This window comes from Streptomyces sp. P9-2 (genome assembly GCF_051903975.1).
Classification (GTDB): domain Bacteria; phylum Actinomycetota; class Actinomycetes; order Streptomycetales; family Streptomycetaceae; genus Streptomyces; species Streptomyces cellulosae.
This window is the reverse complement of record NZ_CP192634.1, coordinates 38,446-64,296: the sequence shown is the minus strand read 5'-3', so window position 1 is coordinate 64,296 and position 25,851 is coordinate 38,446. Positions and strand designations below refer to the sequence as shown.

At 68.6% G+C, this 25,851-nt stretch carries 22 protein-coding genes, 8 pseudogenes and 1 riboswitch; of the genes and pseudogenes, 13 read left to right on the top strand and 17 right to left on the bottom strand.

Features of this window, described 5'->3' with window-relative positions; translation table 11 throughout:
- Positions 1-14: 14 nt before the first annotated feature.
- The 5 genes and pseudogenes from ACQY0Z_RS32880 to ACQY0Z_RS32860 all read left to right on the top strand — a co-directional run bounded on the left by ACQY0Z_RS32880 (position 15) and on the right by ACQY0Z_RS32860 (position 2,270).
- A complete protein-coding gene (locus tag ACQY0Z_RS32880; protein ID WP_189905996.1) occupies positions 15-161 on the top strand; it encodes a hypothetical protein in 147 nt (48 codons plus the stop codon).
- Positions 158-670, top strand: a complete 513-nt coding sequence (locus ACQY0Z_RS32875) for a hypothetical protein (RefSeq protein ID WP_189905994.1) — start codon at positions 158-160, stop codon at positions 668-670. The genes ACQY0Z_RS32880 and ACQY0Z_RS32875 overlap by 4 nt, the downstream gene beginning before the upstream one ends.
- A 170-nt stretch (positions 671-840) precedes the next feature.
- Positions 841-1,017: pseudogene (locus ACQY0Z_RS32870) on the top strand (transposase); the annotation flags it as partial.
- A gap of 129 nt (positions 1,018-1,146) precedes the next feature.
- Positions 1,147-1,662 carry an SMI1/KNR4 family protein gene (locus ACQY0Z_RS32865; protein WP_189905992.1) on the top strand — a complete coding sequence of 172 codons (516 nt, stop codon included), beginning with the start codon at positions 1,147-1,149 and terminating at the stop codon, positions 1,660-1,662.
- A 91-nt stretch (positions 1,663-1,753) separates the two neighbouring features.
- A pseudogene (locus tag ACQY0Z_RS32860) lies at positions 1,754-2,270 on the top strand (hypothetical protein).
- Here the strand turns inward: ACQY0Z_RS32860 and ACQY0Z_RS32855 are convergent.
- Positions 2,203-3,018: pseudogene (locus ACQY0Z_RS32855) on the bottom strand (IS5 family transposase). The pseudogenes ACQY0Z_RS32860 and ACQY0Z_RS32855 overlap by 68 nt on opposite strands.
- 702 nt (positions 3,019-3,720) lie before the next feature.
- Here ACQY0Z_RS32855 and ACQY0Z_RS32850 point away from each other — a divergent pair.
- Positions 3,721-4,203, top strand: a complete 483-nt coding sequence (locus ACQY0Z_RS32850; RefSeq protein ID WP_210634903.1) for a transposase — start codon at positions 3,721-3,723, stop codon at positions 4,201-4,203.
- An 8-nt stretch (positions 4,204-4,211) separates the two neighbouring features.
- On the opposite strand, the gene ACQY0Z_RS32845 is transcribed toward ACQY0Z_RS32850, so the two are convergent.
- Positions 4,212-4,679, bottom strand: a complete 468-nt coding sequence (locus ACQY0Z_RS32845) for an SUKH-3 domain-containing protein (protein WP_210634902.1) — start codon at positions 4,677-4,679, stop codon at positions 4,212-4,214.
- Positions 4,680-4,937: 258 nt separating this feature from the next.
- Positions 4,938-5,023: riboswitch (ZMP/ZTP riboswitch) on the top strand.
- Positions 5,024-5,044: 21 nt separating this feature from the next.
- Between ACQY0Z_RS32845 and ACQY0Z_RS32840 the strand changes: the two genes are divergently transcribed.
- Together ACQY0Z_RS32840 and ACQY0Z_RS32835 are read left to right on the top strand one after the other, a co-directional pair.
- Positions 5,045-5,911: a bifunctional 5,10-methylenetetrahydrofolate dehydrogenase/5,10-methenyltetrahydrofolate cyclohydrolase gene (locus ACQY0Z_RS32840; RefSeq protein WP_189906969.1), complete on the top strand. Its 867-nt coding sequence runs from the start codon at positions 5,045-5,047 to the stop codon at positions 5,909-5,911.
- Positions 5,912-6,056: 145 nt separating this feature from the next.
- Positions 6,057-6,571: pseudogene (locus ACQY0Z_RS32835) on the top strand (transposase); the annotation flags it as partial.
- Positions 6,572-6,836: 265 nt separating this feature from the next.
- Here the strand turns inward: ACQY0Z_RS32835 and ACQY0Z_RS32830 are convergent.
- The 5 genes from ACQY0Z_RS32830 to ACQY0Z_RS32810 form a co-directional block, all read right to left on the bottom strand.
- Positions 6,837-8,029 (bottom strand): IS3 family transposase gene (locus ACQY0Z_RS32830; RefSeq protein ID WP_439813415.1). Its coding sequence is split into 2 segments (ribosomal slippage): positions 6,837-7,759 and positions 7,759-8,029, totalling 1,194 coding nucleotides; the frame shifts between segments, so codons are not numbered across the junction.
- Between the two features lie 342 nt (positions 8,030-8,371).
- Complete coding sequence (locus ACQY0Z_RS32825) at positions 8,372-10,465, bottom strand: TerD family protein (RefSeq protein ID WP_210635315.1); 2,094 nt, start codon at positions 10,463-10,465, stop codon at positions 8,372-8,374.
- A gap of 343 nt (positions 10,466-10,808) precedes the next feature.
- The gene (locus ACQY0Z_RS32820; protein ID WP_019527507.1) at positions 10,809-11,477 is read right to left on the bottom strand and encodes a nucleotidyl transferase AbiEii/AbiGii toxin family protein; all 669 of its coding nucleotides are present in this window, start codon (positions 11,475-11,477) and stop codon (positions 10,809-10,811) included.
- Positions 11,478-11,482: 5 nt separating this feature from the next.
- Positions 11,483-11,875, bottom strand: a complete 393-nt coding sequence (locus tag ACQY0Z_RS32815; protein WP_189906971.1) for a hypothetical protein — start codon at positions 11,873-11,875, stop codon at positions 11,483-11,485.
- A 1,246-nt stretch (positions 11,876-13,121) separates the two neighbouring features.
- Complete coding sequence (locus ACQY0Z_RS32810; protein WP_439813414.1) at positions 13,122-13,556, bottom strand: arsenate reductase ArsC; 435 nt, start codon at positions 13,554-13,556, stop codon at positions 13,122-13,124.
- A 91-nt stretch (positions 13,557-13,647) separates the two neighbouring features.
- On the opposite strand from ACQY0Z_RS32810, the gene ACQY0Z_RS32805 reads away from it, so the two are divergent.
- The 3 genes and pseudogenes from ACQY0Z_RS32805 to ACQY0Z_RS32795 all read left to right on the top strand — a co-directional run.
- Positions 13,648-13,956: an ArsR/SmtB family transcription factor gene (locus tag ACQY0Z_RS32805; protein WP_210634899.1), complete on the top strand. Its 309-nt coding sequence runs from the start codon at positions 13,648-13,650 to the stop codon at positions 13,954-13,956.
- A complete protein-coding gene (gene arsB / locus ACQY0Z_RS32800) occupies positions 13,953-15,071 on the top strand; it encodes an ACR3 family arsenite efflux transporter (protein ID WP_439813413.1) in 1,119 nt (372 codons plus the stop codon). The genes ACQY0Z_RS32805 and arsB overlap by 4 nt, the downstream gene beginning before the upstream one ends.
- A 3-nt stretch (positions 15,072-15,074) precedes the next feature.
- Positions 15,075-15,301 (top strand): annotated as a pseudogene (locus tag ACQY0Z_RS32795) (pyridine nucleotide-disulfide oxidoreductase); the annotation flags it as partial.
- Here the strand turns inward: ACQY0Z_RS32795 and ACQY0Z_RS32790 are convergent.
- A pseudogene (locus ACQY0Z_RS32790) lies at positions 15,298-16,207 on the bottom strand (IS5 family transposase). The pseudogenes ACQY0Z_RS32795 and ACQY0Z_RS32790 sit on opposite strands and share 4 nt — an antisense overlap.
- Before the next feature lie 393 nt (positions 16,208-16,600).
- Between ACQY0Z_RS32790 and ACQY0Z_RS32785 the strand changes: the two are divergent.
- On the top strand, positions 16,601-16,897 hold the full coding sequence (locus tag ACQY0Z_RS32785; RefSeq protein WP_439813544.1) for a transposase: 297 nt from the start codon (positions 16,601-16,603) through the stop codon (positions 16,895-16,897).
- On the opposite strand, the gene ACQY0Z_RS32780 is transcribed toward ACQY0Z_RS32785, so the two are convergent.
- The 9 genes and pseudogenes from ACQY0Z_RS32780 to hxlA all read right to left on the bottom strand — a co-directional run bounded on the left by ACQY0Z_RS32780 (position 16,857) and on the right by hxlA (position 24,701).
- Positions 16,857-17,510: a GOLPH3/VPS74 family protein gene (locus ACQY0Z_RS32780; RefSeq protein ID WP_439813201.1), complete on the bottom strand. Its 654-nt coding sequence runs from the start codon at positions 17,508-17,510 to the stop codon at positions 16,857-16,859. The two genes, ACQY0Z_RS32785 and ACQY0Z_RS32780, sit on opposite strands and share 41 nt — an antisense overlap.
- A gap of 215 nt (positions 17,511-17,725) precedes the next feature.
- Positions 17,726-18,145, bottom strand: a complete 420-nt coding sequence (locus tag ACQY0Z_RS32775; RefSeq protein ID WP_019527501.1) for a YkvA family protein — start codon at positions 18,143-18,145, stop codon at positions 17,726-17,728.
- Entirely contained in the window at positions 18,142-18,792 is a 651-nt protein-coding gene (locus tag ACQY0Z_RS32770; RefSeq protein WP_381728493.1) for a Chromate resistance protein ChrB, read from the bottom strand. Before ACQY0Z_RS32770 ends, ACQY0Z_RS32775 begins: the two co-directional genes overlap by 4 nt.
- A 517-nt stretch (positions 18,793-19,309) precedes the next feature.
- Positions 19,310-20,125, bottom strand: a pseudogene (locus ACQY0Z_RS32765) (IS5 family transposase); the annotation flags it as partial.
- Between the two features lie 657 nt (positions 20,126-20,782).
- Positions 20,783-21,636 (bottom strand): annotated as a pseudogene (locus ACQY0Z_RS32760) (formate dehydrogenase accessory sulfurtransferase FdhD).
- 571 nt (positions 21,637-22,207) lie between these two features.
- A complete protein-coding gene (locus ACQY0Z_RS32755; protein WP_019527496.1) occupies positions 22,208-22,360 on the bottom strand; it encodes a hypothetical protein in 153 nt (50 codons plus the stop codon).
- A 173-nt stretch (positions 22,361-22,533) separates the two neighbouring features.
- Positions 22,534-23,142 (bottom strand): GPR1/FUN34/YaaH family transporter, encoded by a 609-nt coding sequence (locus tag ACQY0Z_RS32750; RefSeq protein ID WP_189906983.1) that lies wholly within the window; start codon positions 23,140-23,142, stop codon positions 22,534-22,536.
- Between the two features lie 384 nt (positions 23,143-23,526).
- Positions 23,527-23,808, bottom strand: coding sequence for a hypothetical protein (locus ACQY0Z_RS32745; protein WP_106432553.1), 282 nt, complete (start codon positions 23,806-23,808; stop codon positions 23,527-23,529).
- Between the two features lie 263 nt (positions 23,809-24,071).
- Positions 24,072-24,701, bottom strand: coding sequence for a 3-hexulose-6-phosphate synthase (gene hxlA / locus ACQY0Z_RS32740; RefSeq protein WP_020700116.1), 630 nt, complete (start codon positions 24,699-24,701; stop codon positions 24,072-24,074).
- A gap of 245 nt (positions 24,702-24,946) precedes the next feature.
- Between hxlA and rpe the strand changes: the two genes are divergently transcribed.
- Positions 24,947-25,627 carry a ribulose-phosphate 3-epimerase gene (gene rpe / locus ACQY0Z_RS32735; protein ID WP_439813543.1) on the top strand — a complete coding sequence of 227 codons (681 nt, stop codon included), beginning with the start codon at positions 24,947-24,949 and terminating at the stop codon, positions 25,625-25,627.
- Positions 25,628-25,851: the final 224 nt, after the last annotated feature.

Sequence of the window (25,851 nt, the reverse complement as noted above, 5' to 3'; positions counted from 1 at the left end):
TCAGGTACGTCCGTGTGATGGACCCGGTCACGAAGGGCAACTACCAGTACCCGAACGGATACGTGATCTACATGAACGGGAGCGGCCAGACGATGAACCCGATTACGGGCCAGGTCGGTATCCCCAAGAGCGACCCCTACAACCACATCCCGATCGCATGACCTCCATCGAAGACCTCTTCCGAGGCGAACAGAACGGCACGTCGGCGGATCCCGTCGACTGGGACCCGCTGCTGGAGGCCGACGCGTTGCAGGAGGCCGGCCTGCTCGACTGCAGGGTGTGCCCTCTCACCGGGCGGGCGGGGCTGCTCCTCGACATGCGTACGGCCCTGCAGTACCGCACAGGCGACGCCGCCCTGCTCGTGGTCCGCGGTCTGGCGTTGTTCCGGTGGAGCGAGGAGCCGCTGGAGCGCGACCTGACATCCTTCGCGATCATGTCGAGCACGCCGTCGGCGTCCCGGAGGGGGTGGCGGATGGACCTCGGTCTCTTCCCGGACGGTCGGCTGTCCGTTGCCGGCGTGGCGGCCGAGTTCAACCTGCTCGCGGCCGCGGGGGTCCCTCCCGCTCCGCCGGACTACACGGACCGCACGCTGAGCGAGATCCGTGAGGACCTCCCGTGGTGGGACTCCGAGTGCACGGTGCTGCAGTCGGCCACCACGGGTGGTACGTGACGCACACGAGTGGTAGGTGACACAACAGTGTGACCGAAGCGGCCCGTCGGGGTTCTTCCCCGGCGGGCCGCTTCGCTGAGCCGGAAGCTGCGGCGCGCGGCAGGGGGTCTTCCACGGGACTTCGGTGAACGTGGGAGGGACGGAGCGGTCGGTCACTCCCGCCCTCTTGCACCCTCCACGGCACCGGACTGGGCACCTACCGCTGGGTTGTGGAGAGGAGTTTTGCCTGGCTGCACGGCTTCCGACGCCTGCGCATCCGCTGGGAACGGCGAGCCGACATCCACGAGGCGTTCCTCAAACTCGCCTGCTGTCTCATCACCCATCGGCAACTCAGGGCATTGTGCTGACACCGGAAACGCTGGGCACCCCCTGGATGTCCATGGCTCATGCCATGATCCGGCCTCATGAGTGACCGATCGCTTTCACCTGCCTGGCTGGCCTCGTGGACAGACAGAGTTTCCGGGATTCTCACGGCCATGACAGGCGAGTTCGAGTATCGGCACGGCTTCCCACCTGGGACCAACCAGGTCCGGCCAGCCGACCACGACGATCAAGCCGCGGCTCGCACGCTTGCCCAAGTCACCCCTACAACAGCTGACCTGGTCACCTTCTACGAATGCATCGGCGATGTCACCTGGGCGGACGTCGGCAACGGTCACTTCCTCGATCCGGCCGGTGACGTCCTGCTGCGGCTCCAGGAGTACGGCGTTGTCGACGTCGGCACGGACCGCAAGGCCCAAGGCCTGGTCATCGGCTCGAACGGCGGCGGCCTGATCTATGTCGCGGGGCCTGATGGGACCGTCTACCGGACGCGGACGGCGTCGCTGGACGAACCGGAGCTCGACAAGGTGGCCGATGACCTACGACAGTTTTTGGAGCTGCTGGAGCGCTCCCTGACAAGGTTCAAAACCGACTGTGATCCGGGATACCTGCAAGCACAGGCCCCAGCGCCCATTTTGTTAGAGGCCGTTCTCTTTCCGAACTTCGTGTGACGTATTGGCTGGGCAGGCATGAAGTAGCTGCTGCTGCGAAAGCCTCGGCTTGTTGCCGGGCGAGAGGTCGTGGGGGTGGCGGATGCCGTCGATGCGGGCGGTTCTGGAAGCGCGGCAGAAGGCCGCGGCCGCGCAGGTGAGGGAACTCGAACCCGAGTTGGAACGGGTGCGGGCGGCTCTGGCGGACCGCCGAGGAGGTGCACCGGTGCCGGGTGATCGGCCTGGAGCAGTATCTGGAGGCGCTGGCCGAGGAGGAGGCGTCCGCCGACGTGGCCGGCGAGGCGCCGAGGGGGAAGCCGGTCGGACCGCGCCGGGCGGTGCCTCACCGGCGACACGCGAGTGAGGTGGCGGAGTTGTCGCCGGACTATCAGGCGTTGATGGCCGCCGCAGTCGATGCGGGAGGCGACGGGCTGGGTGCCGGGCGGGCGGCGGTGGTGCTGGGTTGGGACAGTGCATCCGCCTCCCGCGTCGAAGGAGCCAGGGCACGGCTGAAGCGACTGGTGGAACGGGGCTGGCTGGTCGAGGCGAAGCCGGGCAGGTTCACGCTGCCCCTGTCGCTGCCGGGGCAAGACGCTGCTGGTGCTGGACGGCCAGGCGGCGGCTCATGAGCATGGTCATCGACCACAAAATGACGGCTTCGCTGGTATCGGTGCGGCGTTCGTAGTCCCGGACCAGACGCCGGCTGCGCAGGCACCAGGCGAAAGATCTTTCCACGACCCAGCGGCGGGGCAGCACCTCGAAGCCGCGGGTGTCGTCGCTGCGGCGGACGATGTCCAGGACGACGCCGAGTTGCGTGGCACTCCAGTCGACGAGGTGGCCGGTGTATCCGCCGTCGGCCCAGACTCGTGCCAGTCGCCCGAAGCGTCCCTGGGCCGCTGGCAGGAGGATGCGGGCGGCGTCCCGGCCGGTGGTCGAGGCCGGGGTGACCACACGTCCAGCAGCAGCCCGAGCGTGTCGGTGAGCAGGTGCCGCTTGCGTCCGTTGATCTTCTTCCCGGCGTCGAAACCTCGCGAGCCGTGGGTGACGGTGGCGTCTGCCTTCACCGACTGCGAGTCGATGATCGCCGCAGTCGGTTCCGGATCACGGCCTTCGGCATCGCGGACGAATCTCGCGCAGCCGGTCGTGCAGCTCGGCCACGAGTCCCGCATCCCGCCAGCGGGCGAAGAAGGCGTATACCCGTGGCCAGGGCGGGAAGTCCGAGGGCATCGACCGCCGCTTGATGCCGTTGCCGACGAGGTAGCGAATCGCGTCGGGCATCTGTCGGTGGCAGTAGCCCTCCGGCCGTCCGCCCCGGCCGGTCAGCCATTCCGGAACCGGCAGCAAGTCCCGCACCACGGCCCACTCGTCATCGCTCATGTCCGAGTCGTACCGGGGCCGGCGCCCTGGCCGGTCGGCTGCGTGCCCGAACCTGTGGGCGAGGCAGTCACACTCAGGAGTGGACCAACTGGACCCGGCAACCGTGACTACGCGACACTTCGACAACAGGGCCTCTTGCTTCTCGCTGGACTCGACATCCGCGAGCTACCAAGAGGCCCTTCTTCCATGCATCCGCACCTGCAGACTCACCCAGACCAGACCCCTGTTCGAACCCCACCGACCACCCGAGCGGATAGAGAACAGCCAGTCAGGCGGTCCAAGTTGCTGATCGGTGGCACCTTTGGCACAACCTCGGGGAGGCCGCTGAACGGTGCGTCGCCGATCACCGAGCTTGCCTACGGGGCACGGCGCCCGGGCCCCCCGCCCGGTTGAGCCCGATGCCCCCACGGACAGCTCTGGCTCGCCGTGGCCCACCGGCCACCGGTTCGCCGACCGGACTCGGGCCAACCACGCGGCCGTCCACGCGCTGCTCGCCGCCGGCCACAGCCGCCGCGCGATCCAACGCCAACTCGGCATGACGTACCGCACCGTCAAGCTCCACGCCGACGCCACCGCGCCCGAGGATCTCTTCCCCGGCCAATGGCAGGGGCGCCCTTCCGTACTCGATGAGTACAAGCCCTACCTGGACGATCGTTGGAACCAAGGCTGCACCAACGCCTGGAAGGCACATGGGAGGAGATCATGCCGCTCGGCTACAAGGGCAGTTACCAGCGAGTTCGCGCCTACTTCCGCGCCAAGCGGCTCTCGACGGATCCGGTCACTGCACCGCCGCCTTCACCTCGCACGGTCGCTGGCTGGATCCTCCGCCACCCCGACACCCTCACCGAGGCGGAACAGCTCCGCCTCAAGGCCGTCCTGGTCCACTGCCCCGAACTGGATGCACTCACCGGACATGTCCGGTCCTTCGCCAAGATCCTCACCGAGCGGCATGGCCAGCGGCTGCCCGAGTGGCTCGACGCCGTCCGCAAGGACAACCTGCCCGGCCTCCACACCCTCGCCGCCGGTATCGACCGCGACCGCGACGCTGTCATCGCCGGTCTCACCCTGCCCTGGAACTCGGGCGTCGTAGAGGGGCATGTCAACCGGATTAAGATGCTCAAACGGCAGATGTTCGGCCGAGCCGGATTCCTGCTCCTCCGAAAGCGAGTACTGCTCTACAGGTGACCGACGCGTCAGGACGGATGTCCCGCTGGCTCGTACCCCTCATCGATTCGGCGAGGAGCCACGCCGAGAACCAAGTTCTCCATGGCGTGAGGCACCGCTCCGAAGCTGGCAATCCAGGTCTCGACGAGATAGATCACGCCCTCTTCGTCGATACCCAGGAAGAACCGGCCGTGGTCCAGCTCACCGAGCGGGTAGAGATGGCGCCCGATCGCTTCGCCCCACTCCGTGAATCGATCATCCTCGCCCCAGGCCAGCTCGGGGTCCAGCTCGAACGGCGTGCGTGCACAGCTGATCCCTGGTCCGCTGACGTTAACAGTCAAACCGGCGAACTCTTGCAGGAAGGCTTCCGCAGCGTCGTGCATGGCGAGGCCGACTCCTTCGAACATGGATCGCCAGCGGGCCGTGTCTACCTTCCGTCCAGGCGTCCAGCCCGACGCCTCCAACACCTCATCTACCTCTGGCGACCAGCTACTCATCTGGGGCCCCGACTCCTCAGCTAGGGGTGAGCAGTGATCATCTCAGCGGCCGACGTCACTGAACAGAGTGTGACCAGTTCACGGAAAGCGAGCCAGAACCCGAGAATTGACGTCAGTGCAGAGGAGGGTGAGGGTCGTCGTACGGCTTGACGCCGCCCGCAGCTGCGACGACGGCGGCGCCGGGCTCGGACTCAAAGTCGCTTCCTGGCCGAGGACGCTGATCGATGCCTGGCGAGGATCCAGCGTCTACTACAGTGCAGCGTGGGCCGTGACTGGCGCTGAGGTGGAGCACCACCGGGGAGCGGTCTGACGAGACGTCGATGCCGTGCGCCTGGGCGAGTGGTCAGCAACGCCTGGAGGCAACGATGTCCTCGACGCAGACGGCTCAGCTCATGGACGGCACGGGCCTCGCCAAACGCATCGTCGAAGAAGCTGCAGTGAAGGCGGCGGAGATCTCACAGCGCACGGGTACCAGTCCCTGTCTGGCGACGGTGCTGGTGGGAGAGGATCGCGCATCGGTCACGTATGTCCGCATGAAGCGGGCACGGTGCGCGAAAGCAGGCATCCAGTCCCGGCACATCGGTCTGCCGGCCGCCACCACGACCGCCGAACTGATCGACACCCTTGCTGGCCTGTCCGGTGATCCGGAAGTCCACGGAATCCTGCTTCAGCATCCTTGCGGCCCGCACATCGACGAACGAGCGGCGTTCGAGGCCATTGCCCCGGAGAAGGATGTCGACGGGGTCACGATGCATTCCTTCGCCGCGATGAGCTTCGCGCTGCCAGGCTTCGTGTCCTGCACTCCCGGCGGGATCATGCAGCTGTTGGAGGCATACGACGTCGACCTCGCTGGCAAGCATGCGGTCGTGGTGGGCCGCAGCGCGATTCTTGGCAAACCGGTGGGGATGCTCCTTCTCGCGAAGGACGCAACGGTGACGTACTGCCACTCGCGCACAGCGGACCTGTCCGCAATCGTCCGGGAAGCAGACGTCGTGGTAGCGGCCGTAGGGCGACCCCGGCTCATCCGAGGTGAAGACATCAAACCCGGCGCGGTGGTGATCGACGCCGGGTACAACCCGGGCAACGTCGGTGACGTGGACTTCGATACCGCCCTCACCCGCGCCCGTCTGATCACTCCAGTGCCCGGCGGCGTTGGACCGATGACCATCGCCGTCTTGCTCGCGCAGACCGTGGAAGCCGCCGCGAACCAACTCGGCATCTGGGAGCGATGAAGCTTTTTCGCTCAACGGGAAACCACGTGTCGGGTCGGCTGATCTTCTGGTGACGGCTCGCCGCCCGTGAGGGCGGTGAGCCCTCACGGGCGCCGAGCCCGCGGATCTGTCAGCTGGCCGTGGCGGGCGCTTCGGCTCGTGCCCGGGTACTGGCGAGGCGGTGGAGACCGTCTGGCCCCGGACGATCGTGCAAACCTACGTGGTGCATCTGCTGCGGAACTCCTTCCGCTATGCCGCCCGCCAGGACTGGGACTAGATCGCCAAGCTTCTCAAGCCCGTCTACACCGCTCCCACCGAAGAGGCCGCCCTGGACCGGTTCGCCGAGTTCGCCGATGCCTGGGGCCGTAAGTGTCCGGCGATCGTGAAACTGTGGGAGAACGCCTGGGAGGAGTTCACCCCGTTCCTGCGGTTCGACACCGAGATCCGCCGCATCGTCTGCACGACGAACGCGATCGAGTCGGTGAACGCCCGTATCCGCCGGGCGGTAAGGCCCGCGGGCACTTCCCCAGCGAGCAGGCCGCCCTGAAATGCGTCTACATGGCGGTCATGTCCCTCGACCCCACTGGCAAGGGACAGGCCCGCTGGACCATGCGCTGGAAGACCGCACTGAACGCCTTCGACATCGCCTTCGACGGCCGCCTCTCCGCAGCCCGTCAGTAACTTCAACACCCAGTTACACCGCTCGTTTGGCATACCCCCTTGTGGGCGACCCCGTACCGTGCCCGCCGGAGCGGTTGTTCCACGCTGGCTCCGTTTGGGTGCGGTTGTCTGCGGGGGCGTTCGGCCACCACTCCAGGGAGCCCGCTTGCGGTCGGTGGGAGGGGCACAGCTGGTTCCTGACAAGTCGACCAGCCACCTGTCCCTGGTCTTCGTCGAGGACCTCGAATGAGCTGTCCCGAGTTTCGTAGAGTCCGGTGATCTTGTTTCAGGCGGACTGCGGGGTGGCTTCCTGTTGTCGCCACCAGTCGCGTTCGTACTCGGCGGGCGGTACGTAGTCGAGGGCGGAGTGGAGCCGTTCATCGTTGTACCAGGTGACCCACTGGAAGATCGCCCGTTCGACCTGGTCGACGTCCTTCCAGGGACCCTGCATCTCGATCAGCTCGGCCTTGAAGGTGCCGTTCAGCGCCTCGGCCATCGCATTGTCATACGAGTCCGCGACCGAGCCGACGGACGCGGAGGCACCGATCTCGGTGAGCCGGTCGGTGTAGCGGATGGATACGTATTGCGAGCCGCGGTCGCTGTGGTGGATCAGCCCGGAGTCCTTCTTGATCTTCCGTCTCCACAGGGCCATCTCCAGCGCGTCCAGCGGGAGTTCGGTCCGCATATGGTTCGCGACCTGCCAGCCGACGATCACCCGGGAGAAGACGTCCAGGACGAACGCCACGTACGCCCAGCCGGACCAGGTGCGGACATAGGTCATATCGGCCACCCAGAGCTGGTCGGGCCGGCTCGCGGTGAAGTCGCGGTCGACCAGGTCCGGCGGCCTGGGTGCCGACGGCTCCGGCACGGTGGTGCGGCGTCGCTGACCACGGATGACGCCCTCGATACCCAGCTCGGCCATCAGCCGCTCGACGGTGCAGCGGGCCACTTGCACACCCTTGCGCCGCAGCGCGCGGGTGATCCGGCGGACGCCGTAGGTGCCGCCGGACTCGGCATGGACCTGTTCGATCAGCGGCATGAGCTGCTCGTCACGCAGCCGGCGGGCCGACTTCGGCCGCTTCTTGCGCGCGTAGTACGCCGACTCCGACAGCCCCAGCACCCGGCAGGTGAACCCGACCCCGAGGCCCTTGTCCCTGAGGTGCTCGATCACCTGGTCGGCCTCGTCCGGGGACGGTCGAGCTCCGCCGCAAAAAACGCGCTCGCGGCCTTAAGGATCTCGTTCGCCCGCCTCAACTCCGCGTTCTCCCGACGGAGCTGCCTCAGCTCTTCCCGCTCGGCGGTGGTCAGCCGGTCGTCGCGTTCGCCGGTGTCCGCCTCGGCCTGGCGGACCCAGCCGCGCAGGGCCTCCTTGTGGATGCCCAGGTCCTTTGCGACATGCGCGATCGGACGGCCGGTGGTACGAACCTCGCGGACGGCTCGCTCCCGGAGCTCGTCCGGGTACTTACGTGGTGCTGGCACTGCTCGTGGTTCTCCTTCGGGCCAGGATCATAAGCCTGGCTTCAGGGACTCCACGAAACCGGGGGCAGCTCAGAACGAGTCCTGGCCGACCGTCTGGACGGCGTCCTTGAGGCGACTCATGAACGTCGCTTCCGCTGGTTGGGAACGGCTCTCACATGTTCCCCCAGGGTTCGGCAGTCTGTGCTGCAGCGAGTTGGGTTCGCCGGGGGATCTTCGACCGGCCAGTGGGTGCAGAGCGATGTTGGGAGCCTGGGCACATCTCGCGTGGTGGCCCCCTCCCGGTGCGTGTTGCCGTGTCGTGTGCGCCGTACGCACGCCGCGCACACGACACGGCTCGTCGCGTCACCCGGAGGCTGACGCCGCCGCGTTCTGCTTGGCGGGCCGGCGGCGTCCCGCGGGCGCGTCCAGGTGGACGACGACGGTGGTGTAGAAGCGGTGCACGGCATCGTCGACGCTGCGGATGAAACCGGTCTCGGCGTTGCCGCGACCACTGCCCATGCCCTTGATCAGGGACAGCCGGAACCCGGTGATCCTTGTGGCGCTGTCCTTGGGGAGGAGGTCCGCCGGTTCGGGGCGCAGCCGTTCCAGGGTGCCGCGCGGACCCGGCCCGGCGCCGTCGACGAGAGTTTCGACGTGGAGGTCGGCCGGTGCCTGTTCCAGACGCCGGACGAGCCGCTTGGTCCAGCTCAGCGGATAGCCCTGTTCGGGGGCGGGGACGTCGATGGCGGTGCGCAGCTTGCCGGTCCGCAGGTCCGCGCTGACGATGAGGACGCCGGGAGTGCCGTCGATACGCAACTCGGCCTGTAGACGTCCTTCGAGGCAGAGTTGGTCGGCGAGGCGGTCGCGGCGCTCCTTGGGATCCGTTCCCCGCTTGGCGCGCTGAACGGGCAGAACTTTTTGCCCGAGTTCACCGCCCAGCCTGAGGCAGACCTGGCGGATGAGCCGCTCCCAGTTCTCGACGACCTCGAGCGCCCGTGCGTCGCCCTGGCAGAGGGTCTCGTCGTCGATGCCGTTACGCACCGGGGCCCAGGAGGGCCCCATGTTCTGGAAGCCGTGGCAGCCGGAGTTCTCGTGCTGCAGGTAGTGCAGCAGTTCCTGCAGCAACCAGGCGTGCGCGGCGTTGCCCACTCCCTCATGCCGGATCAGCATCTGCGCCTGATGGGCGACTTCCGCCCAGGACAGGTGCCACAGGGCGACCTTGTGCTTGCGCCGCCGGTCGATCTTGACGTCGACGAGCGGGCTGCCCTCCAGGGCGACGTCGTTGGTCAGCGTGATCACGGCCTCGTAGCCGCGACGTGCGGCGATGTCCATGTACGCCTGCACCTGTTCGGCCTTGAGCACGTTGCCGTTGGTCTTCGTCTCCACCAGGGCCGTCCACAGCTTCCCGGCCCGCTCTACGCGAATGACGCCGTCCGGGCGGCGCGGGCTGTCGCCGTGGGGGAGGGAGACCTCCGTGAATGTCTCCAGACGGCCCGCCGGGGCACCGAATGCCGCAGTGAGCCGTCGGCTGAACTCCGGAACTTGCGCCATCACCGACAGCAGCACGGAGGTGGCCCGCATCTCCCGGTCCCGGTCGCTCTTGAGCACGGACACGGGGAACAGTCTGGCCGTTTTCCAGGAGTCGTTCTCTGCCAGGGTGTTCTTCACCGTCGCGGGAAGGGTGACCTTCTTCTTCGCGGTGCGAGGGCGGGCGGCCCGCTTCTTCACCCCCTCTGCCTGACTGTCGGGCCGACGGGGAGCCGGAACGGCGTTCATCAGCCCCTGCCCGGCGGGCACAGGCGCCGCCGCGTCCGTCTGCCTCTCGGGGCCGGCCTGCGTACCGCTGCCGGCGGGCACGGTTCCCGCCTCCGCCTCCGCGTCCGCTCCCGCCTCCATGTCCGCTTGGGCTTCCGCGGCCGCGTCGTCCTCGATGTCGACGCCGAAGTCGGTGGCCAGCCCGGCGAGCCCGGTGGCGTACCCCTGCCCGACGGCGCGGAACTTCCATGCCTCACCCCGCCGGTACAGCTCACCGAAGATGACCGCCGTCACCGAGTCGGCGTCGTCGACGGCGAACCGCAGCAGCCCCTCCCCGGCCGCATCGGCCAACGTGATCCTCACGTCGTCCAGTTCACCGAAACTGGAGCCCTCGTACCTGCTCGCGGCGACGACGATCCGCTCGACCTCGCCCGGCACTGCAGACAGATCGAAACTGATCCGGTCCTCGCTGCCGTTCGCCGTCGGCGTCTTCCCCAGCAGTTGCACGCTTCCGTCGGCAGCCACCGGGTGGTTGTAGAAGTAGAAGTCGCCGTCGCTGCGTACCTTGCCGCTCGAGTCGAGCAGCAGCACCGACACATCAGCGTCGCCCTCGCCGGTGGGGCTGGCCCAGCCGAGACTGACGATCACCGAACCGACATCATCACTCAGGTCCGTCAGGGTTGCGTTCGCGCCCTTGACCATCTGCTGCACAAAGCCCCCCACGGCGTACCTTGGGCACACGGATACATTCCGGCCCATAGATCTATTTCACGGCACAAGCTGACGAGCCGCGCGGAGAAAACTGTAATACGCGCGAGAATCTTGCGTGGAAATTCCGTAAAGTCCCGGCAGGTTGTCGGCCGCCGCATCCGCTGCAGTTGAACCGATGCGCGCGGGCCGGTGCCCCTGCCATGGCAGTGGGTGTTGCGAGTCGCTCCCACTTCGTGTCTGAGTGGCTGGTCCGCCGCGCCGCACTGGACGGCGTCGAGGGGCCATCCCCGCGGGTGCGGGGAGCAGCCTGCTCTTCATCGGCACCCGGACGTGATCAGTCAATGTCCGGATTGCTGGACTCTTCGAGCAGGCGGGTCGCGAGATCGTCGGCCCACTCCAAGGCCCAGGTACGAAGAGCGGTGATGGCGGCCTCGTCCAGGCCGTAGGCGGCGAAGGCTTCGTCGTCGGTCCACTCGGCGCCGGTGAGATTTGCCTGCAGGTCTTCGCTCTCGAAGCGGCCGCGGGCGTGGCGGCGGCCGAATTCTTCGAGGTCGGTAGTGCTCCAGCGGAGGGAGGCTGCGAACACGTCGATCAGGTCACGCGGGGCTCCGCGGTCGGCGAGGGCGCGGACCTTGGTCCCGATCACGTCCTCTTCCGCGAGGACTGGCCCGTAGGGGCTGTGTGTGACCGGCCGCCAGAGGTTCTCCTTGAGGATGTCGACCTCGCATTCCTGTCCGGTGGCCGGCTCGGTCACGGTGAATCGGGCGGACAGCGGAGCGGTCTCCAGCGAGTGCACTCTCCAGCCGCGGGCTTCCAGGCCGGCGCGCAGCGTAGCCGCAATCTCGGTCATGGGCGCGGGATTCTCAGTGGCGACATCAAGGTCTTGGCTGGGGCGGTTTACCAGGCGGTGTGCCCGGACGGCATAGCCGCCAGTGAGGACCAGGGGGTAGGGGGAGCCGACGGCGATCACATCTGCCAGGAGCCGCGTGTGCAGCTCCGGCATATCCGTCACGCGGCTGCCTGGGTGCGGGAGCTGAGCTGGGGGAAGGCGTCTTCCCATACCGTGCGCACCGTGCGTCCGACGAGGGTGCGCAGCACCGGCCACAGCTCAAGGAGCAGGTCCCGGTTGAGGTAGCGGGGCAGGTCCTCGCGCAGGCCCTCGTGCAGGATGGTGCGGTACAGGCCCATACGCTGGCGTGGCTTGTCCAAGTCGTACGTGGTCAGCCCGGACCAGGCCATGTGCAGCGGCAGCTCGACGACCCCCTTGGCTGGGCCGTGCAACTCTTCCAGCGACTCCGGCAGACGGCCTCGGAACTTCTCCCGGTAAAGCGCGAGGTCCTCGGCGTCCGCGCCCGAGAGCTTCCTCGGCGCGGGTGCGGGGCGGTGTGGGCTAGAGGGCATGTCCCCATTATGGCGGCTGTAGAGGGGGGTGCGGGTCATCCTGTGAGGGGTGACGTCCGTAGCGATTTTGGCGCGGGTCTTCAGGAGCCGCAGGTGCGGGGAGCAGCGACGGAGATGCGGCGGCCGTAGATGGCCACCGGTGCCATCCCTGCGGGTGCGAGGGCGGCGAGTGCGGGTCTCGTCTGCTGGGAGCACTGGGACCATCCTTGCCGGTACGGGAAGCAGGATCGCCGGATTGTCTGAATCGTCCCGGTATGAAACTATCCCCGATGCGGGGAGCGGGACGCTCAGGCCACCAGGTTCCTGTCCGGACGGCTCCCCAACCAGCCCATGAGCTACCCCCGCGGGTGCGGGGAGCAGCGCAGCGCACCGGAGTTGAGACCATCCCCTCGGGCGCGGGGAGCAGGCGCCCGAGGGCGAGGGAAAGCCCGTCTGCCGGGACCATCTCTGCGGGCGCAGTGTGCATCGATCGGCCGGGTACCCGCATCTGATCTGTGCGGCCAGGTGTTCTACCGTGGGCCACGGCGCGTTGAGCGGGTCGTCCGGCAGAGGTCGGCCGATGTGGCGCACTGTGCCGGTCAGATGTGTGTCGTGAATATTCGCATCCGAGGATGCCTGATGCCGCCGGCCTGTCATAGGCGTGCATGTTCTGCTGTCATTTCGAAGGTCAGCGGTCCCAGCCGGTAGGGGCGGTCCTTGGGTGTGTTGTTTGGGGGCGTCGGTTGATTGACCGGTGGGTACGGCACCGGCCGGCCGTAGGCTGCGTAGCGTGTGGTGTCTTCCTGATCCACTCGGGCTTTGAGTCATGGCGTGGAACGGTGCTGGCCGTACGGGTAGGAGCGGGTGGGGGTGGCGCGGGCGGTTGTGACGGTGGGGCGCGTCGAGGGTGCTGCGGCGGGCCTGGGGCGGCGGTCGGTCCAGGGGGGGGGAGTGGGCCTTGCGGGAACGGTGGGCGCGGATCGTGGCGGGCATGGTGGGAGTCCTCCGGGGGCGGAGCGGGGGGAGGGAACGGCCGGCCCTGTGGGAGGCGTGCAGTTGCGTCACGGCTCTGGGGGAATGATGTATGGGTCGGTCACCGCTGGGGCGTGCTGGGCCTCAGGGGCGGTATCGGCTGGGAGATCGCCGCGGCGTACCGGCCCGGCGCGAACACGGTGAACAGCAGTCGCAGTGCGACGGCCGCCCCGTGTGCCGGCGGGGCCCTTCGGCGCGAGGGCTGTGCGCCGCGATGAGGATGTCGCGTTTGCCTCTACGCCGTCGCTTCCGGCTCGGAGGGGGCGATGTCGGCGATCAGGGTCTCGACCAGGGTCTTGATCTGGTCGCGGATCGGGCGGAGCGCGTCGACGCCCTGTCCGGCCGGGTCGTCCAGCTTCCAGTCCAGGTGGCGTTTGCCGGGGAAGACGGGGCAGGTGTCGCCGCAGCCCATGGTGATGCACACGTCGGACTCCCTCACCGCGTCCACGGTAAGGATCTTCGGGACCTCGGCGGAGATGTCGATGCCGACCTCGGCCATCGCGGCGACGGCGGCCGGGTTGACCTGTTCGCCCGGGGCGGAGCCGGCGGAGCGCACCTCGACGCGGTCCCCGGCGAGGTGGGTCAGCCAGGCAGCGGCCATCTGCGAGCGGCCTGCGTTGTGGATGCAGACGAACAGGACGGACGGCTTCCTGCCGGCGCTCTCGGGCATGAAGGGCTCTTTCGTCTCGAGGCGGCTGCACGCCACCCATGACATCGGCATCCGCTCCTGTCGGCGGACAGTGATGTGACAGTATCAGTGCATGCTGACTTCAGTTGATCCTGATGTGATCCGGGCGCTGGGCGATCCGCTCCGGCTGCGGATCGTGACGCTGCTGGCGCGCGAGACGCTGTGCACCACGCACCTGGTGGAGGAGACCGGGGCCAGGCAGACCAACCTGTCCAACCACATGAAGGTGCTGCGCGAGGCCGGGCTGGTGGAGACCGAGCCGTGCGGCCGCTTCACCTACTACAAGCTCACGGCCGACGTCCTGGCCGGTCTCTCGGAGCGGTTCGCCGAGCTCGCCGAATCCGCCCGCACCGCCGCCGAGAACAAGAGGGCCTGCCCGTGACCTCCGCCGATCCCGCTACCGCCCGCGCCCGGAGCACCGATGCGGCCGGGGACGAGTCGATCGTCAAGAAGCTTTCCACCCTCGACCGTTACCTCGCGGTGTGGATCCTGCTCGCCATGGCCCTCGGGCTCGGACTCGGCAGGCTCGTCCCAGGGCTGAACGACGCGCTGGCGAAGGTGGAGACGGGCGGGGTCTCGCTGCCGATCGCGCTCGGCCTGCTGATCATGATGTATCCGGTGCTGGCGAAGGTGCGCTACGACCGGCTCGACGCCGTCACCGGCGACCGCAGACTGATGGTCTCCTCGCTGGTCGTCAACTGGATCGTCGGCCCGGCGGTCATGTTCGCGCTCGCCTGGATCTTCCTGCCGGACCTGCCCGAGTACCGCACCGGCCTGATCGTCGTCGGCCTGGCCCGCTGCATCGCCATGGTCATCATCTGGAACGACCTCGCCTGCGGCGACCGCGAGGCCGCCGCCGTCCTCGTCGCCCTGAACTCCGTCTTCCAGGTCCTCGCCTTCGGCCTGCTCGGCTGGTTCTACCTCGACCTGCTGCCCGGCTGGCTCGGCCTCGGCGACGGCGAGCACCTCGACATCTCCATGGGGAAGATCGCGCTCAACGTCGTCGTCTTCCTCGGCGTCCCGCTCGCAGCAGGCTTCCTCACCCGCCGCCTGGGCGAGAAGAAGCTCGGCCGCACCGACTACGAGCAGCGGTTCCTGCCGAAGATCGGCCCGTGGGCGCTGTACGGGCTGCTGTTCACGATCGTCATCCTCTTCGCGTTGCAGGGGAAGACCATCACGTCGCAGCCGCTGGACGTCGTCCGGATCGCGCTGCCGCTCCTGGTGTACTTCGCCGTCATGTTCTTCGGCGCCTTCCTCCTCGGCAAGGGCCTGGGCCTGGCCTACGACCGCACCGCGACGCTCGCCTTCACCGCGGCGGGCAACAACTTCGAGCTGGCCATCGCGGTCGCCGTCGCCACCTTCGGCGTCACCTCGGGCCAGGCCCTGTCCGGTGTCGTCGGCCCGCTCATCGAAGTGCCGGTGCTGATCGGCCTGGTCCACGTCGCGCTCGCCTGGCGAAGGAGGTTCGCGGCCGACACGGTCACGACGGCCCCGTGACCCGGCTTCCGCCCGGCACTGGCACATCTCGCCCCGCTGGACCTGCGGGGCCCGCGCGGACACATCCCACCGACGGACACGGGCTCTCGGCGAGCCGTGACTGCACCTGCTCGGCTACGGCGACTGGACCCACCCGGTGTCGGCCACCCTCATGGGCGTCGGCCACCCTCATCGGCGTCGGCCGCACCGCCCGGGACGCCGCCCGCGACGTCGCCGGCCTGCTCTCCTAGGACCTGTCTGACAAACGATCTTGGATGGGTTCGCGAAGCCAGAGGATGAGTGCGGCAAGGTGGACGCCGGCCTTGTAGCGGGTGGCGAGTTTGTCGAACCGGGTGGCGATCGCGCGGAACTGCTTGAGGCGGTTGAAGCAGCGTTCGACCACGTTGCGGGCTTTGTAGAGCTCACGGTCGAAGGCCGGCGGTCTGCCACCGGCCTTCCCTCGTCGCAGGCGGTTGGCCTTCTGGTCGGCCCGTTCTGGGATCACGGCCTGGATGCCTCGCCTGCGCAGGACCTGGCGGATCGCCCGGGACGAGTACGCCTTGTCCGCGATGACTGCGTCGGGCCTGCGGCGGGGCCGCCCGGCACCGGTCCGGGGCACCCTCAGCTCGTCCATGACCGTTTCGAAGACGGTGGAGTCGTTGACGTTGCCGGGCGTGACGACGACAGCCAGGGGCAGGCCCCGGCCGTCGCAGGCGAGATGGACCTTGGTGGTCAGCCCGCCGCGGGACCGGCCCAGCGCCTGGCCAGCCGACGGACGTGCCGGATCTTCCAGTTCGTCCCCTGCCGTCGCCCCTTTTTGCGGGCGCCGGCGGCGTGCTGATGGGCCCGGCTGATCGTGGAGTCGACCGACACGGTCCACTCCACGGCTCCGACGGAGTCGTCGCGGACCTGGACCTGTTCGAGCAGACGAGCCCAGGTACCGTCCGCCTCCCAGCGGGCGAACCGTTCATAGGCGGTCTGCCACGGCCCGTAGCGTTCCGGCAGGTCACGCCACGGGGCACCGGTCCTCAACCGCCACAACACCCCGTTGATCACCTGCCGGTGATCCCGCCACGGCCGCCCACGACCGTCAACACCAGGCAGCAGGGGCGCATCCGCTCCCACGCCTCATCCGTCAGCTCACCACGACCCACCACAAGATCAATTATCAGACAGGTCCTAGGCGCCGGAGCGGCTGCTGCACTGTCATTGCCCCGTTGGCGTGAGTCGCTGCGTTCGGCGGATGGTCTTGGGTTTGTTCGTGGGGTCGTCGAGCGGTTGTTGTAGGAAGTGATCGAGGCCGAGGGGGTGTGAGGTTGGGTGCCGAATTGGGGCGAGCACGCCGGCGCCCGCGTCACCTGGCGCAGTGGTTATTGGGGGAGGGGGGTGACCCAGTGGGGGTGGCGGTGTTGAGCTGGCGCTCGCGAAGCTGCGGGCCGGGAGCTTCTTCCCCGGTCTGGTGGGGCGTCGAAGGCGCATCGGCCGGGCCTTTCTGCGTGGTCGTCATGGGGGCCTAGGGGCACGGCGTTTCCGTCCGCTCGGTCGGTGACCTGGTCAAGGCCCTGGGCTGCGACGCCGGCATCTCCCAGAGCGAGGTCTCCCGGATGTGCGCGGACCTGGGCGGACAGTTGGACGCCTTCCGGACGCGCCCGTTGGACCACATCCGGCTTCCCGGCCTGTTCTTCGGCGTGTGGGTGCTTCGAAGGCAAGATGATGCAGTTGAGTACACGATTTCGATGTCCGCGGGCTTCTGTGTCACCGCATCCTCGGCGGGGCCGTCAGTGGGGATGCTGCTTTGTGTGGGGTTCAGTCCCAGGTGTACTTCAGCGGCTGTATGCAGTCGGTGACGGCGTTGAGTATCTGGCGGCAGGTGGGGCTGAGGGATTGCAGTTGTGCTTCGGGTTCGCTGTGTTCCTGGCCGCCCGGTGTGGCTTCGCATGCGCTTGCCAGTGCGGCCAGTGCGGCCGGTGCGGCCGGTGCGGCCGGCGCGGCCGGTGCGGTGGAGTGGTCGGAGTGGTCGGAGGGGTCGTTCAGGGAGCGGAGGGCGGCGTCCCGCCGGGTGGGTTGGAGGAGGTTGTAGCGACGGGCCGGCCGGGTGGGCAACGGGAGGCGTCTGGGTGCGCGAGCTAGGACGCCGTGGGTGATCAAGCCGGCCGAGAGTTGTTTGTGGGCGCTGACGCTCAGGGTTTTGACCCATTCCGATGTTCTGCGGGGTGTGCGGGAGGACCGGATCCGGGTGAGGACCTCGCGGAGTGCGGGGTCACGCGGGTCTGTGCCGTGGTCGGCGACGATGTATCCGTCGGCGGTGTGGATGAAGCCGCCCAGGGCGAGTTCCATCAGCAGCGCCGCGCTCAGACCGAAGTCGAGGCCGGTGCGGTAGTGGGGTACACGGCCTTGTCCGTCCAGGTACACAGCCAGCAGGAAGTCTTCGGCAAGGCCTGAGCCGGCATCAGTCTGCATTCTTGTTCGCTCCATACCGGACTTCGCCTTCGGTTCCTGGTCCTTGCCGTCCGAGTGGTCGTATCAGGTCCGAAAATCGTTCCCAGCACTATGGGGGATCTTGAGGTCAATTGCCGGACGTTGTCCCTGGCGTGGGCTGTTTGCCGCTGAAAGCGCGGCGGTGTCGGAGACGGCCGCGGCTGCTGTACTGGCGGTCGGTGTTGTCTCCACGGCTTTTACGGGTTCGTCATGGCGGGCAGGCCGGCGAGGCGGCGCACGGCGGCGAGGCCGTCGTCGGTGCCGGGCCAGTGGCGGTTGAGGGCCTGTGGGCCGGTGCGGCGGACGATCGCGCGCAGGACGGCGGCGACCACGATGACGTCGTCGGCGTGGCCCAGGACGGGGATGAAGTCGGGCACCAGGTCGATGGGCATCGCGAGGTAGGCCAGCAGGAGCCACAGCCGGACCCGCACCCCGCGCGGCAGGCTCGGGTCGCGGGCCAGGCGGGGGATGAGCCGCAGCAGGTCGGGCAGCAGCCGGACGGCCTCGGTGAGCAGGCTGCCGCGCGGCCGGACGGTCAGCAGGGCGGCGATGACGAGCAGCCAGGCCAGCAGCAGGCCGCCGGCGGCGGCGAGGGCGATGGAGAGCCAGGTGTTCACGGGCGGTGTCCTTGTCGTTCGGCGGCGTCCGGCTGGAGCGCGCCGTGCCCGGTGCCGGTGTGGGGAGCCGTCTCGGCGGCGAGGGCGGCGGCCTCGAACGCCTTCATGGCCTTGCGGGCGCGGTCGAGTTCGGCGCGGACCTCGGCGCCGATGGGGGCGGCGAAGTAGTCGCGGGCCTCGATCTTGGCTACCCATGCCTCGAAGCGGGCCAGGTCGGCCTCGGATTCTTCGACCTCGGCGAAGGTGGTGTGTCCCTTGGCGGTCTCGGTCTCGATCTCGGTGAAGAAGGCAGGCAGGCGTTGCAGGACCTCGCTGTACTCGGCGGTGACGGATGCACGGAACTCGCCGATCAGCTCGCCGCGCTCGACCGGGTCGGTCAGGGTCAGGTGCAGGCAGCGGGCGGTGCCGCCGCCGGCACGTACCTTGTCCGCCAGCTTGCGTACAGTTGCGGCGACCGGCGGGCGGTCGGGCAGCAGGCACACCGACTGTTGCACGTACACCGCCCCCAGCCCGCGCAGCTTGCGCCACACGTGCACGCGCAGGGAATCCGCGCCGCCTGCGGTGCTCACCGCCACCAGCAGCCAGGCATCCTCGGCTGCCGTTTCTTTCCGCTGCGGACCCGGCCTGTTGTCTTCGTCACCCGTCACGCCCGCAATGATACGTCCGTAACAGCCGCACCGGAGGCGTCTCCTCGCCATTCGGGCCTGTACGGCGTGAAATTCCCGGCACCGAGTGAGGGCCGGCGTGTGACTGCCGTTACGGGTGTAACATGCCGACCGGTCGGTGGGGTCGCGCTCTCCATACGTCCTGACGGACGCCTGGCCGCGTAATGACGCCCCGTCCGGCCGGTTCATCGCGCGCCCGGGCTCGACCGGTCACACCTGCCCGGTGGCACGGGACACTGCCGTCGATGCCGGAGGCAGGTCGCCGTCTGGGCCTTGGCGGCGAGGGTCTCGGGGGTGTTGCCGGCCGAGGCGGCGGCTTCCTCGCGGCAGGGCCTGCACAGGACGTCCCCGAGGACGCGACCGGTCAGAAAGATCCGCCTGCCGCCGTCACCGCCATAGCCCCGCGGCGGACCATGGGTTCCCGTGTCGTCGGAACCACGACAGGACCCTGGATCAGGTCGTCCAACTCGCAGGCGGTTAAGAGGAGCTGACACCATGCTCGGACGCGTCTGTAGGTGATCACGCAGCAGGCCAGCTTGAGGAACGCCTCATGGATGTCATCCCGGATGTCCCACCCGGATCCGAAGCCGTCGGAATCCGTGGATCCATGCGTTCGTGCGCTCCGCCGCCCACCGCACCGTGCCCAGACCGGAGCCGTGTGGCACACCCCGGCGGGCGATCACGGGTTTGATGCCGCGCTTCCACAGCAGTCGGCGGCACTTGTCGTAGTCGTAGTCGTGGGCGTACGACTGCCTGGGTCGGCGGCGCGGGCGGCCGGTCGCCCCTCGTATGTGGGGAATGGCGTCCAGCAGGGCATCAGTTGGGCGTCGTGGCGGTTGCCGCCGGTCAACGTGACGGTGAGCGGGGTGCCGTGAGCGTCGTTGATGACATGGTGCTTCGAGCCGGGCCGGGTGCGGTCGACCGGGCTCGGCCCGGTCTTGGGCCGCCCCGACGGGCCTGGCGGTGCGAGCCGTCGATCACCGCCCGGGACCAGTCGAGCTTCCCGGCGCGGTGCAGCTCGGTCAGCAGTACCTGGTGCAGCTGGTCCCACACGCCGACCTCGTGCGCCAGTCCCGCAGCCGACGCCAGCAGGTCATCCCGGGGCCGAAGCCGAGCTCCTGTGGCAGCCACTCCCACTGGATCCCGGTGTGCAGCACGAACAGGATGCCCTGCAGGCAGCGGCGATCATCCAGCGGCAGCCGTCCAGCATTGCGTGCGCGGCGCTGCCTGACCGGCAGCAGCGGCCCGATTCGCCCCCACAGGTCATCCGACACCACCCACGGCGGACCGTTCCCCTTCCCCAGGCCTCGTTCAACGAGCGCTCAAGGAAGGGGACATGGCTTCAGCGGGGCCTTCTGTCAGCTCCTCCACGGCACCCGACTGGGCCGTGACGGATTGCGTGTTCGGGGCACAGGCCCCTGCTCGATGCGCGGGGCACGTTGCCGGGCCGCGGCACGGCCGGCGGCGGCTTCGACGTACACGTCGCACCTGGGGCCGGTTGGCCGCATCGTCCCGGACGCGCAGTCCAGGTGCCCGCAGCCCCCGCCGCGGCAGCGCCGCCCCGAGCAGCCGCCGGCCCGGGTCGCGGATGTCTGAAGTGCATCACGCCGGCGAACCGGGCGGTTCGGCCGGTGACAAAGCCGCCCAGGGGCATGCCTGGACGCAGACGACGGCCCGCCTCACGGGCGGTCTTCCGCGCGGCGATGCGTTGTCCACCCGCTCAAGACGCAGGCACACCGGCTTCAGCACGGCGTAGATCTGCGCGCTCATGGCCAACCGCGGTCCGTTGTACGGCGGCCGGGCGGAGCCCTCGTTCCTGCTGCCGCGCTCTGTGTTCCGCATCGGCAGCCGACTCCGCCTCGGTCAGCGCGATGCCTCGCTTCCTCGGCACAGGCGATGAGCGCGTACGTGCGCGGCTGCCGGGGCGTGAGGTCTCCCGCGGCCGCCGCCTCCGGCCACACGAACGCCTCCATCAGCGGTGCTGCTCAAGCGCGTCTGCTCGTGCGGCGAGAACGCGTTCGTGGCCCGCGTATACGTTCACGGACGTGCCGCGCAGGAAGCCGGCGAGTGCCGGCCCGCTCTCGGCTGCGAGAGCGACGGCCGGCGAGGAGGGGGCCCAGACTGCGGCCAGCAGCGCGATGCCCGCCGTCACGGCCTTCCTACCAGTTCGAAGGAAACGGCCGCTCACCATGAGGACCCTTCCGCGTAGCGGCAGCATGCCGGAGCGCAGGCCGTGGCCGACGACCCTTGTCGACGGCGTTGTGGCGGCCGGTGTCCTGCCTGAGGCACCACAGCGCGCCCTCGGTGGTGAAGAGAGCCGGCGGTGTGCAGCCCGCCGCTGGTGCCCGGATACGCGCTGCGCCGCCCGCAGGCGTTGGGGTGGAACGGCCGGCGTCTGACGGCTCGGTGCACCGGGCTGTCAACGGCCACGCTCCAGGCGGCGGTGGTGCGCACGGGGCCGGGGCCGGCCCTTGCCGCACAGGCCACAGGAGGACGCGGTGGAGAAGTTCCGCTCCAGTGAGGTGTCGGGAGGTGCGGCCCGTGGGGCCAGGACGGCGTCGACGCTGGTGCAGGTGGTGGCGCCGTCCGCCGCGGCACCTGGGCGGCGGACTTTGGTGCGCTCTGCCGCCGGTACCACGCCTTCGCTCAATCAGGGAACCGGCCGCGAGGTCGAAGTCGTCGCCGGGGGTGCGCAGGGTCACCACGCGCGGGCGGTCGGCGGCCGGTATCTCCATCGGCTCTTCCACGGCCGAGGTGTCCGGGCGGTACGCGGTCTTCCCGCCCCGGGCGCGCAGGGACGCGACGCCGAGCTGTCACCCGGCCCATGCCCCGTCCGCTCCCGTACAGGCTCCGGACGCACGATGACACTCTGAGGCGGGGGGTGTTGCTGGTGTCGGCGACGCTGTCGAGGGGAACCAGGACGTTGGTGGTCTTCGGGTAGCAGGCGGCGGCGGAGCCGGGCGGCGGCGTGGGGTACGAGACGACCGAAAGGCCCGGGGCGAGGCGTTCCACCGCCGAGAACCGTCCGCCTGGTTGACGTTCAGCAGCGTCAGCGCTGTGCGCCGCACCGAGGTCTGCCCCAGTGACTGCTGGATCGCGTGTGTGACGGCGGGTATGCCGGGCGCACACGCCCTGGGCGGCGTGACGGACGGGCGCTCGTCACCAGGGTCTTCGGGTCGCGCTCACCGCTGCGGCCGCTTGCTCCGCCACGTGTGTGAACCTGCTGATGACCGGGTCGGGGCGGAACCGGGAACCGGTGGTAGGGGGGTCCTCAACCGCATGGGGAGGGGCTCCGCTTTCTCCGCCACGTGTGTGAACCTGCTGATGACCGGGTCGGGGGGGAACCGGGAACCGGTGGTAGGGGGGTCTCAACCGCATGGGGGAGGGGCTTTGCTGGTCATGAGTGTGAGGTTTCGACCGGGCGGATCCACAGCCGCTGTCCGAGGGCGGCGGCCTGCTGAACGATACGGCTGACGGAGGCGGCGTCCACGACGGTGGTTTCCACGGGTGTGCCGTCGACGTCGTCGAGCCGCACGATTTCGAAGCGCATGGCCTTTTCCCTTCGTCTGCTCATCCCTCTCGCAAGAGATGCACCGGGCGGGTGACCCATGGCCCTGTTCTGCTGTCAACGAGGTGTGAACGACGACTTCACGACCCTCACGGGCCTGCGTCGACCGTGCCGGGCTGCTTGCGGGCAACCTGAGCCGCCCACCCGGTGTCCGCTCAGCTCAGCACCGGACGGCCCAGCGGCAGCGGCCTGCCGCCCGTCGCGGCAAACAGCGCGCCGGCGAACATGTACACCCCCACCGCGGTGAACGCGAACACGACGTACCCGCCCGCGGCGGCGGCAGCCGCGGAGGCGCTCACCGTGCCGTACAGCACGAGCGCGAGCGCGATGTCGATCAACGTGAACAGCAGTGTGAACGCGGCGGGCAACCGCAGGGTGGCCAGCGTCAGCACGACGATCGTGACGAGCCAGGAGATCAGGAACAGGCCCTGCGTGGCGACCGCCGCGTCGCCGGAGATGCCGAACCAGCCGTGGATCAGGCCGAGTACAAGTGCCGCGTAGCTGAGCCAGAACCCGCTGAACACGCCGAAGACGGCGGCGGTGGCGTTCTGGCCCAGTGCCGCTGCCCACACCGCGGCGACGAGTTGGCCCAGGCCGGTCGCGGGCAGGATGATCGCGACCGAGGCACCGACGGCGCCGGCCGGAACGTACCCGGTCAGCACCAGGCCGAGCGCGACCGCCCCGACGACGAAGGTGGGCACGCCGATCAGGGCGGGGTCGCCCGCGAGCGCGGGCCGGGCGGGGGCTTCAGCGGCAGCGGTCATCGTGTGCTCCTCGTCGAGCTGCGAGTGATTCCCAGTGCTGTCAACTGGGCGGCGGTCCTTTATCGGCCGGTTGTTGGTGGAAGCAAGGGGACGCCACGGCACCACCCGCTTTCCGCGCCGAGCTCGCTCACCAGCGCAGGGCCGAAGCGAGGGACATGGCTGCAGCCGGCGTCAAGAACGCCCTCGCCCCGCGACGTGAGACCACCTGCGATGCGAGCAGGTGCCTGGGGGTGTCCGGCGAGAGCGTCGTCGCCGCAGTCATGACCGGCCGTCTCGTTCACTTCGCCCGGGGCGGTCTTCGTGAGGGAAGACAGCCACCGTATCGATCCGAGGTCTCAGCCACGGCCACCGGCCCGTGCGTGCCCGGTGAGACCTGCGACCGCCCTACCGGGTGGGCCACATTCCTGACAACTCAGGATGGTCGTCGTCAACCAGGCGATGCGCCAGGGCGATCGCCTCATCCGGATCGATCTGGTCAAAGGCGGAATGCCCCTCGGCGACACCCTCCAAGACGTTTGCCAGCCGGTCTGCCGCGGCCGGGGACAGACCGGTGTCTCGGCTGAAATGCGCGGAGCGCATCCGCAGTACTCCCGCGGCCAGCCGCAGGAGGGAACAGTTGGCCTCGTGCACCCGATCGGACCGCGCACATGACTCATGGGGTTTCACGCCGACTCCCTTTTCCCTCTTCAAGTCTCCCGAAGCGGCTCACCAGAGCCTCATGAACGGCGACCATTTCCGGCTGCCGGCAGGCCGGACAGCTGAAGACTGGTCTTGCTCCATGGCCGCAACCAGATCCAAAAACACCACGAATCAATCGAATCAGAACGGTGCGGAACACGACGCGCCCTGGGCCGTGAAGCCGGGATGCTCAGACCGGTCCGGCACGTTGTGTGCCGGGTTACTGCCCGGCACACAACGTGCCGGTCGTGTCAGGCGGTTGCGCGCTTCTTGAGTTCGTAGGCGGCCGCGGCCGGGTCCGGGGCGTTGTAGATCGCTCCGCCGGCCACGGCCACGGTGGCCCCGGCTTCCCGGACGGAGGCGATGGTGCCGATGCCGACACCGCCGGCGATCGAGAAGGGGACGCCGGCCCGGCGGCCGTCCTCGAGCAGGGTGTCGATCGTGTAGCCGGGCCGGGCCTGCTCGTCGAGGCCGGCGTGGATCTCGACGAACGTCACGCCCAGCTCGGCCACTTCGCGGATCCGCTCCACCCGGCCGTCCACCACGGCGATCATGTCGGCGACGACGCTCTTGCCGTACTTGCGGCCGGCCGACACCGCCCCGCGCACGGTGTCGTCGTCGGCCGCGCCCATCACCGTGATGAGGTCCGCTCCCGCCTCGAACGCAAGAGTGGCCTCCAGCTCGCCGGCGTCGGCCGTCTTCAGGTCGGCGAACACCAGCTTGTCCGGGTGCGCGGCCTTGATCGCGCTCACCGCGCCGATGCCCACGGACTTCACCAGGGGCGTCCCCAGCTCGAGGATGTCCACGTGCTCGGACACCTGATTCGCCAGAGTCAGCGCCGAGGGAAGGTCAAGGACATCCAGCGCAACCTGCAACTGCATTACATTCTCCTCATCGGTGAAGACGGTGCTCCGCACACGTCGGTACACACCTCGGGCTAAGGGCATGGACATCCGCACACCCGCCACCGAGCACAAGATCGGTTACCAACCCTCACAACAATTGCCCACCGCCCAAAACCCGGCAACACCCCGCGTCATGCGAAAGCACAATCCCGTGATGCGCACAATAAATAACCACCCGTCACCGCCGGAGCTTTAGGCTTGGCGTCGTGTCGAACCAACCGTTGATCGCTCCGTCCATACTCTCCGCCGACTTCGCACGGCTCGCCGACGAGGTGGCTGCCGTGAAAGGACCACCAGGTCGAGGAGCGGATTGGCTGCACGTAGATGTCATGGACGCGCATTTCGTGCCGAACCTGACCCTGGGGCTGCCGGTCGTTCAGTCGCTGCTGGCAACCACTGACCTACCGTTGGACTGCCACCTGATGATCGAGAACCCGGATCGCTGGGCGACCGGTTACGCGGAAGCGGGTGCCTACAACGTCACGGTGCACGTCGAGGCCGCCGACGATCCGGTCATGCTCGCGAAGAACCTGCGGGCCGCAGGCTCCAAGGCCGGGTTGGCGATCAAGCCGAACACGCCCCTGGAGCCCTACGTCGATGTCCTCAGACACTACGACACCCTGCTGGTGATGTCCGTGGAGCCCGGTTTCGGCGGCCAGAAATTCATCGCCGAGGTCCTCGGCAAGGTACGCAAGGCCCGAACGATGGTCGACACCGGCCATCTGAACCTGGTGGTGGAGATCGACGGCGGCATCAACACCGACACGATCGAGCAGGCGGCCGAGGCCGGTGTCGACTGCTTCGTGGCCGGGTCGGCCGTCTACGCCGCCAAGGATCCGGCACAGGCCGTGGAACGGCTGCGCAGCCAGGTGGAGGCCCTTGCCGCGCGTACCAAGCGTTGACTGTCATCGATACGGCAGCCGCAGACAGACACTGCTGAGTCATGCCCTCGATCCGTCAGCGACGGGCGATCGCTGACCAAACCGGCGGGGCGCCCGTCATGTCCGAAAAGATCGCGAGGCCGCCGCTTTCCTGCTCCTTGCCGGGGACGACGCCGGCCGTCAGGTGACGGCCGGCAGCTGGGTGAGCCGTCCGCAGCGGACGGTGGACGCCGCTGCCCAGGGCC

Bases quoted from the DNA above. Each gene is read 5' to 3' on its own strand.
- ACQY0Z_RS32875 (WP_189905994.1), top strand. From the start codon at position 158: ATGACCTCCATCGAAGACCTCTTCCGAGGCGAACAGAACGGCACGTCG.
- ACQY0Z_RS32865 (WP_189905992.1), top strand. From the start codon at position 1,147: ATGACAGGCGAGTTCGAGTATCGGCACGGCTTCCCACCTGGGACCAAC.
- ACQY0Z_RS32850 (WP_210634903.1), top strand. From the start codon at position 3,721: ATGCCGCTCGGCTACAAGGGCAGTTACCAGCGAGTTCGCGCCTACTTC.
- ACQY0Z_RS32845 (WP_210634902.1), bottom strand. From the start codon at position 4,679: ATGAGTAGCTGGTCGCCAGAGGTAGATGAGGTGTTGGAGGCGTCGGGC.
- ACQY0Z_RS32840 (WP_189906969.1), top strand. From the start codon at position 5,045: ATGTCCTCGACGCAGACGGCTCAGCTCATGGACGGCACGGGCCTCGCC.
- ACQY0Z_RS32825 (WP_210635315.1), bottom strand. From the start codon at position 10,465: ATGGTCAAGGGCGCGAACGCAACCCTGACGGACCTGAGTGATGATGTC.
- ACQY0Z_RS32820 (WP_019527507.1), bottom strand. From the start codon at position 11,477: ATGCCGGAGCTGCACACGCGGCTCCTGGCAGATGTGATCGCCGTCGGC.
- ACQY0Z_RS32815 (WP_189906971.1), bottom strand. From the start codon at position 11,875: ATGCCCTCTAGCCCACACCGCCCCGCACCCGCGCCGAGGAAGCTCTCG.
- ACQY0Z_RS32810 (WP_439813414.1), bottom strand. From the start codon at position 13,556: ATGCCCGAGAGCGCCGGCAGGAAGCCGTCCGTCCTGTTCGTCTGCATC.
- ACQY0Z_RS32805 (WP_210634899.1), top strand. From the start codon at position 13,648: ATGCTGACTTCAGTTGATCCTGATGTGATCCGGGCGCTGGGCGATCCG.
- ACQY0Z_RS32780 (WP_439813201.1), bottom strand. From the start codon at position 17,510: ATGCAGACTGATGCCGGCTCAGGCCTTGCCGAAGACTTCCTGCTGGCT.
- ACQY0Z_RS32755 (WP_019527496.1), bottom strand. From the start codon at position 22,360: ATGCGCTTCGAAATCGTGCGGCTCGACGACGTCGACGGCACACCCGTG.
- ACQY0Z_RS32750 (WP_189906983.1), bottom strand. From the start codon at position 23,142: ATGACCGCTGCCGCTGAAGCCCCCGCCCGGCCCGCGCTCGCGGGCGAC.
- hxlA (WP_020700116.1), bottom strand. From the start codon at position 24,701: ATGCAGTTGCAGGTTGCGCTGGATGTCCTTGACCTTCCCTCGGCGCTG.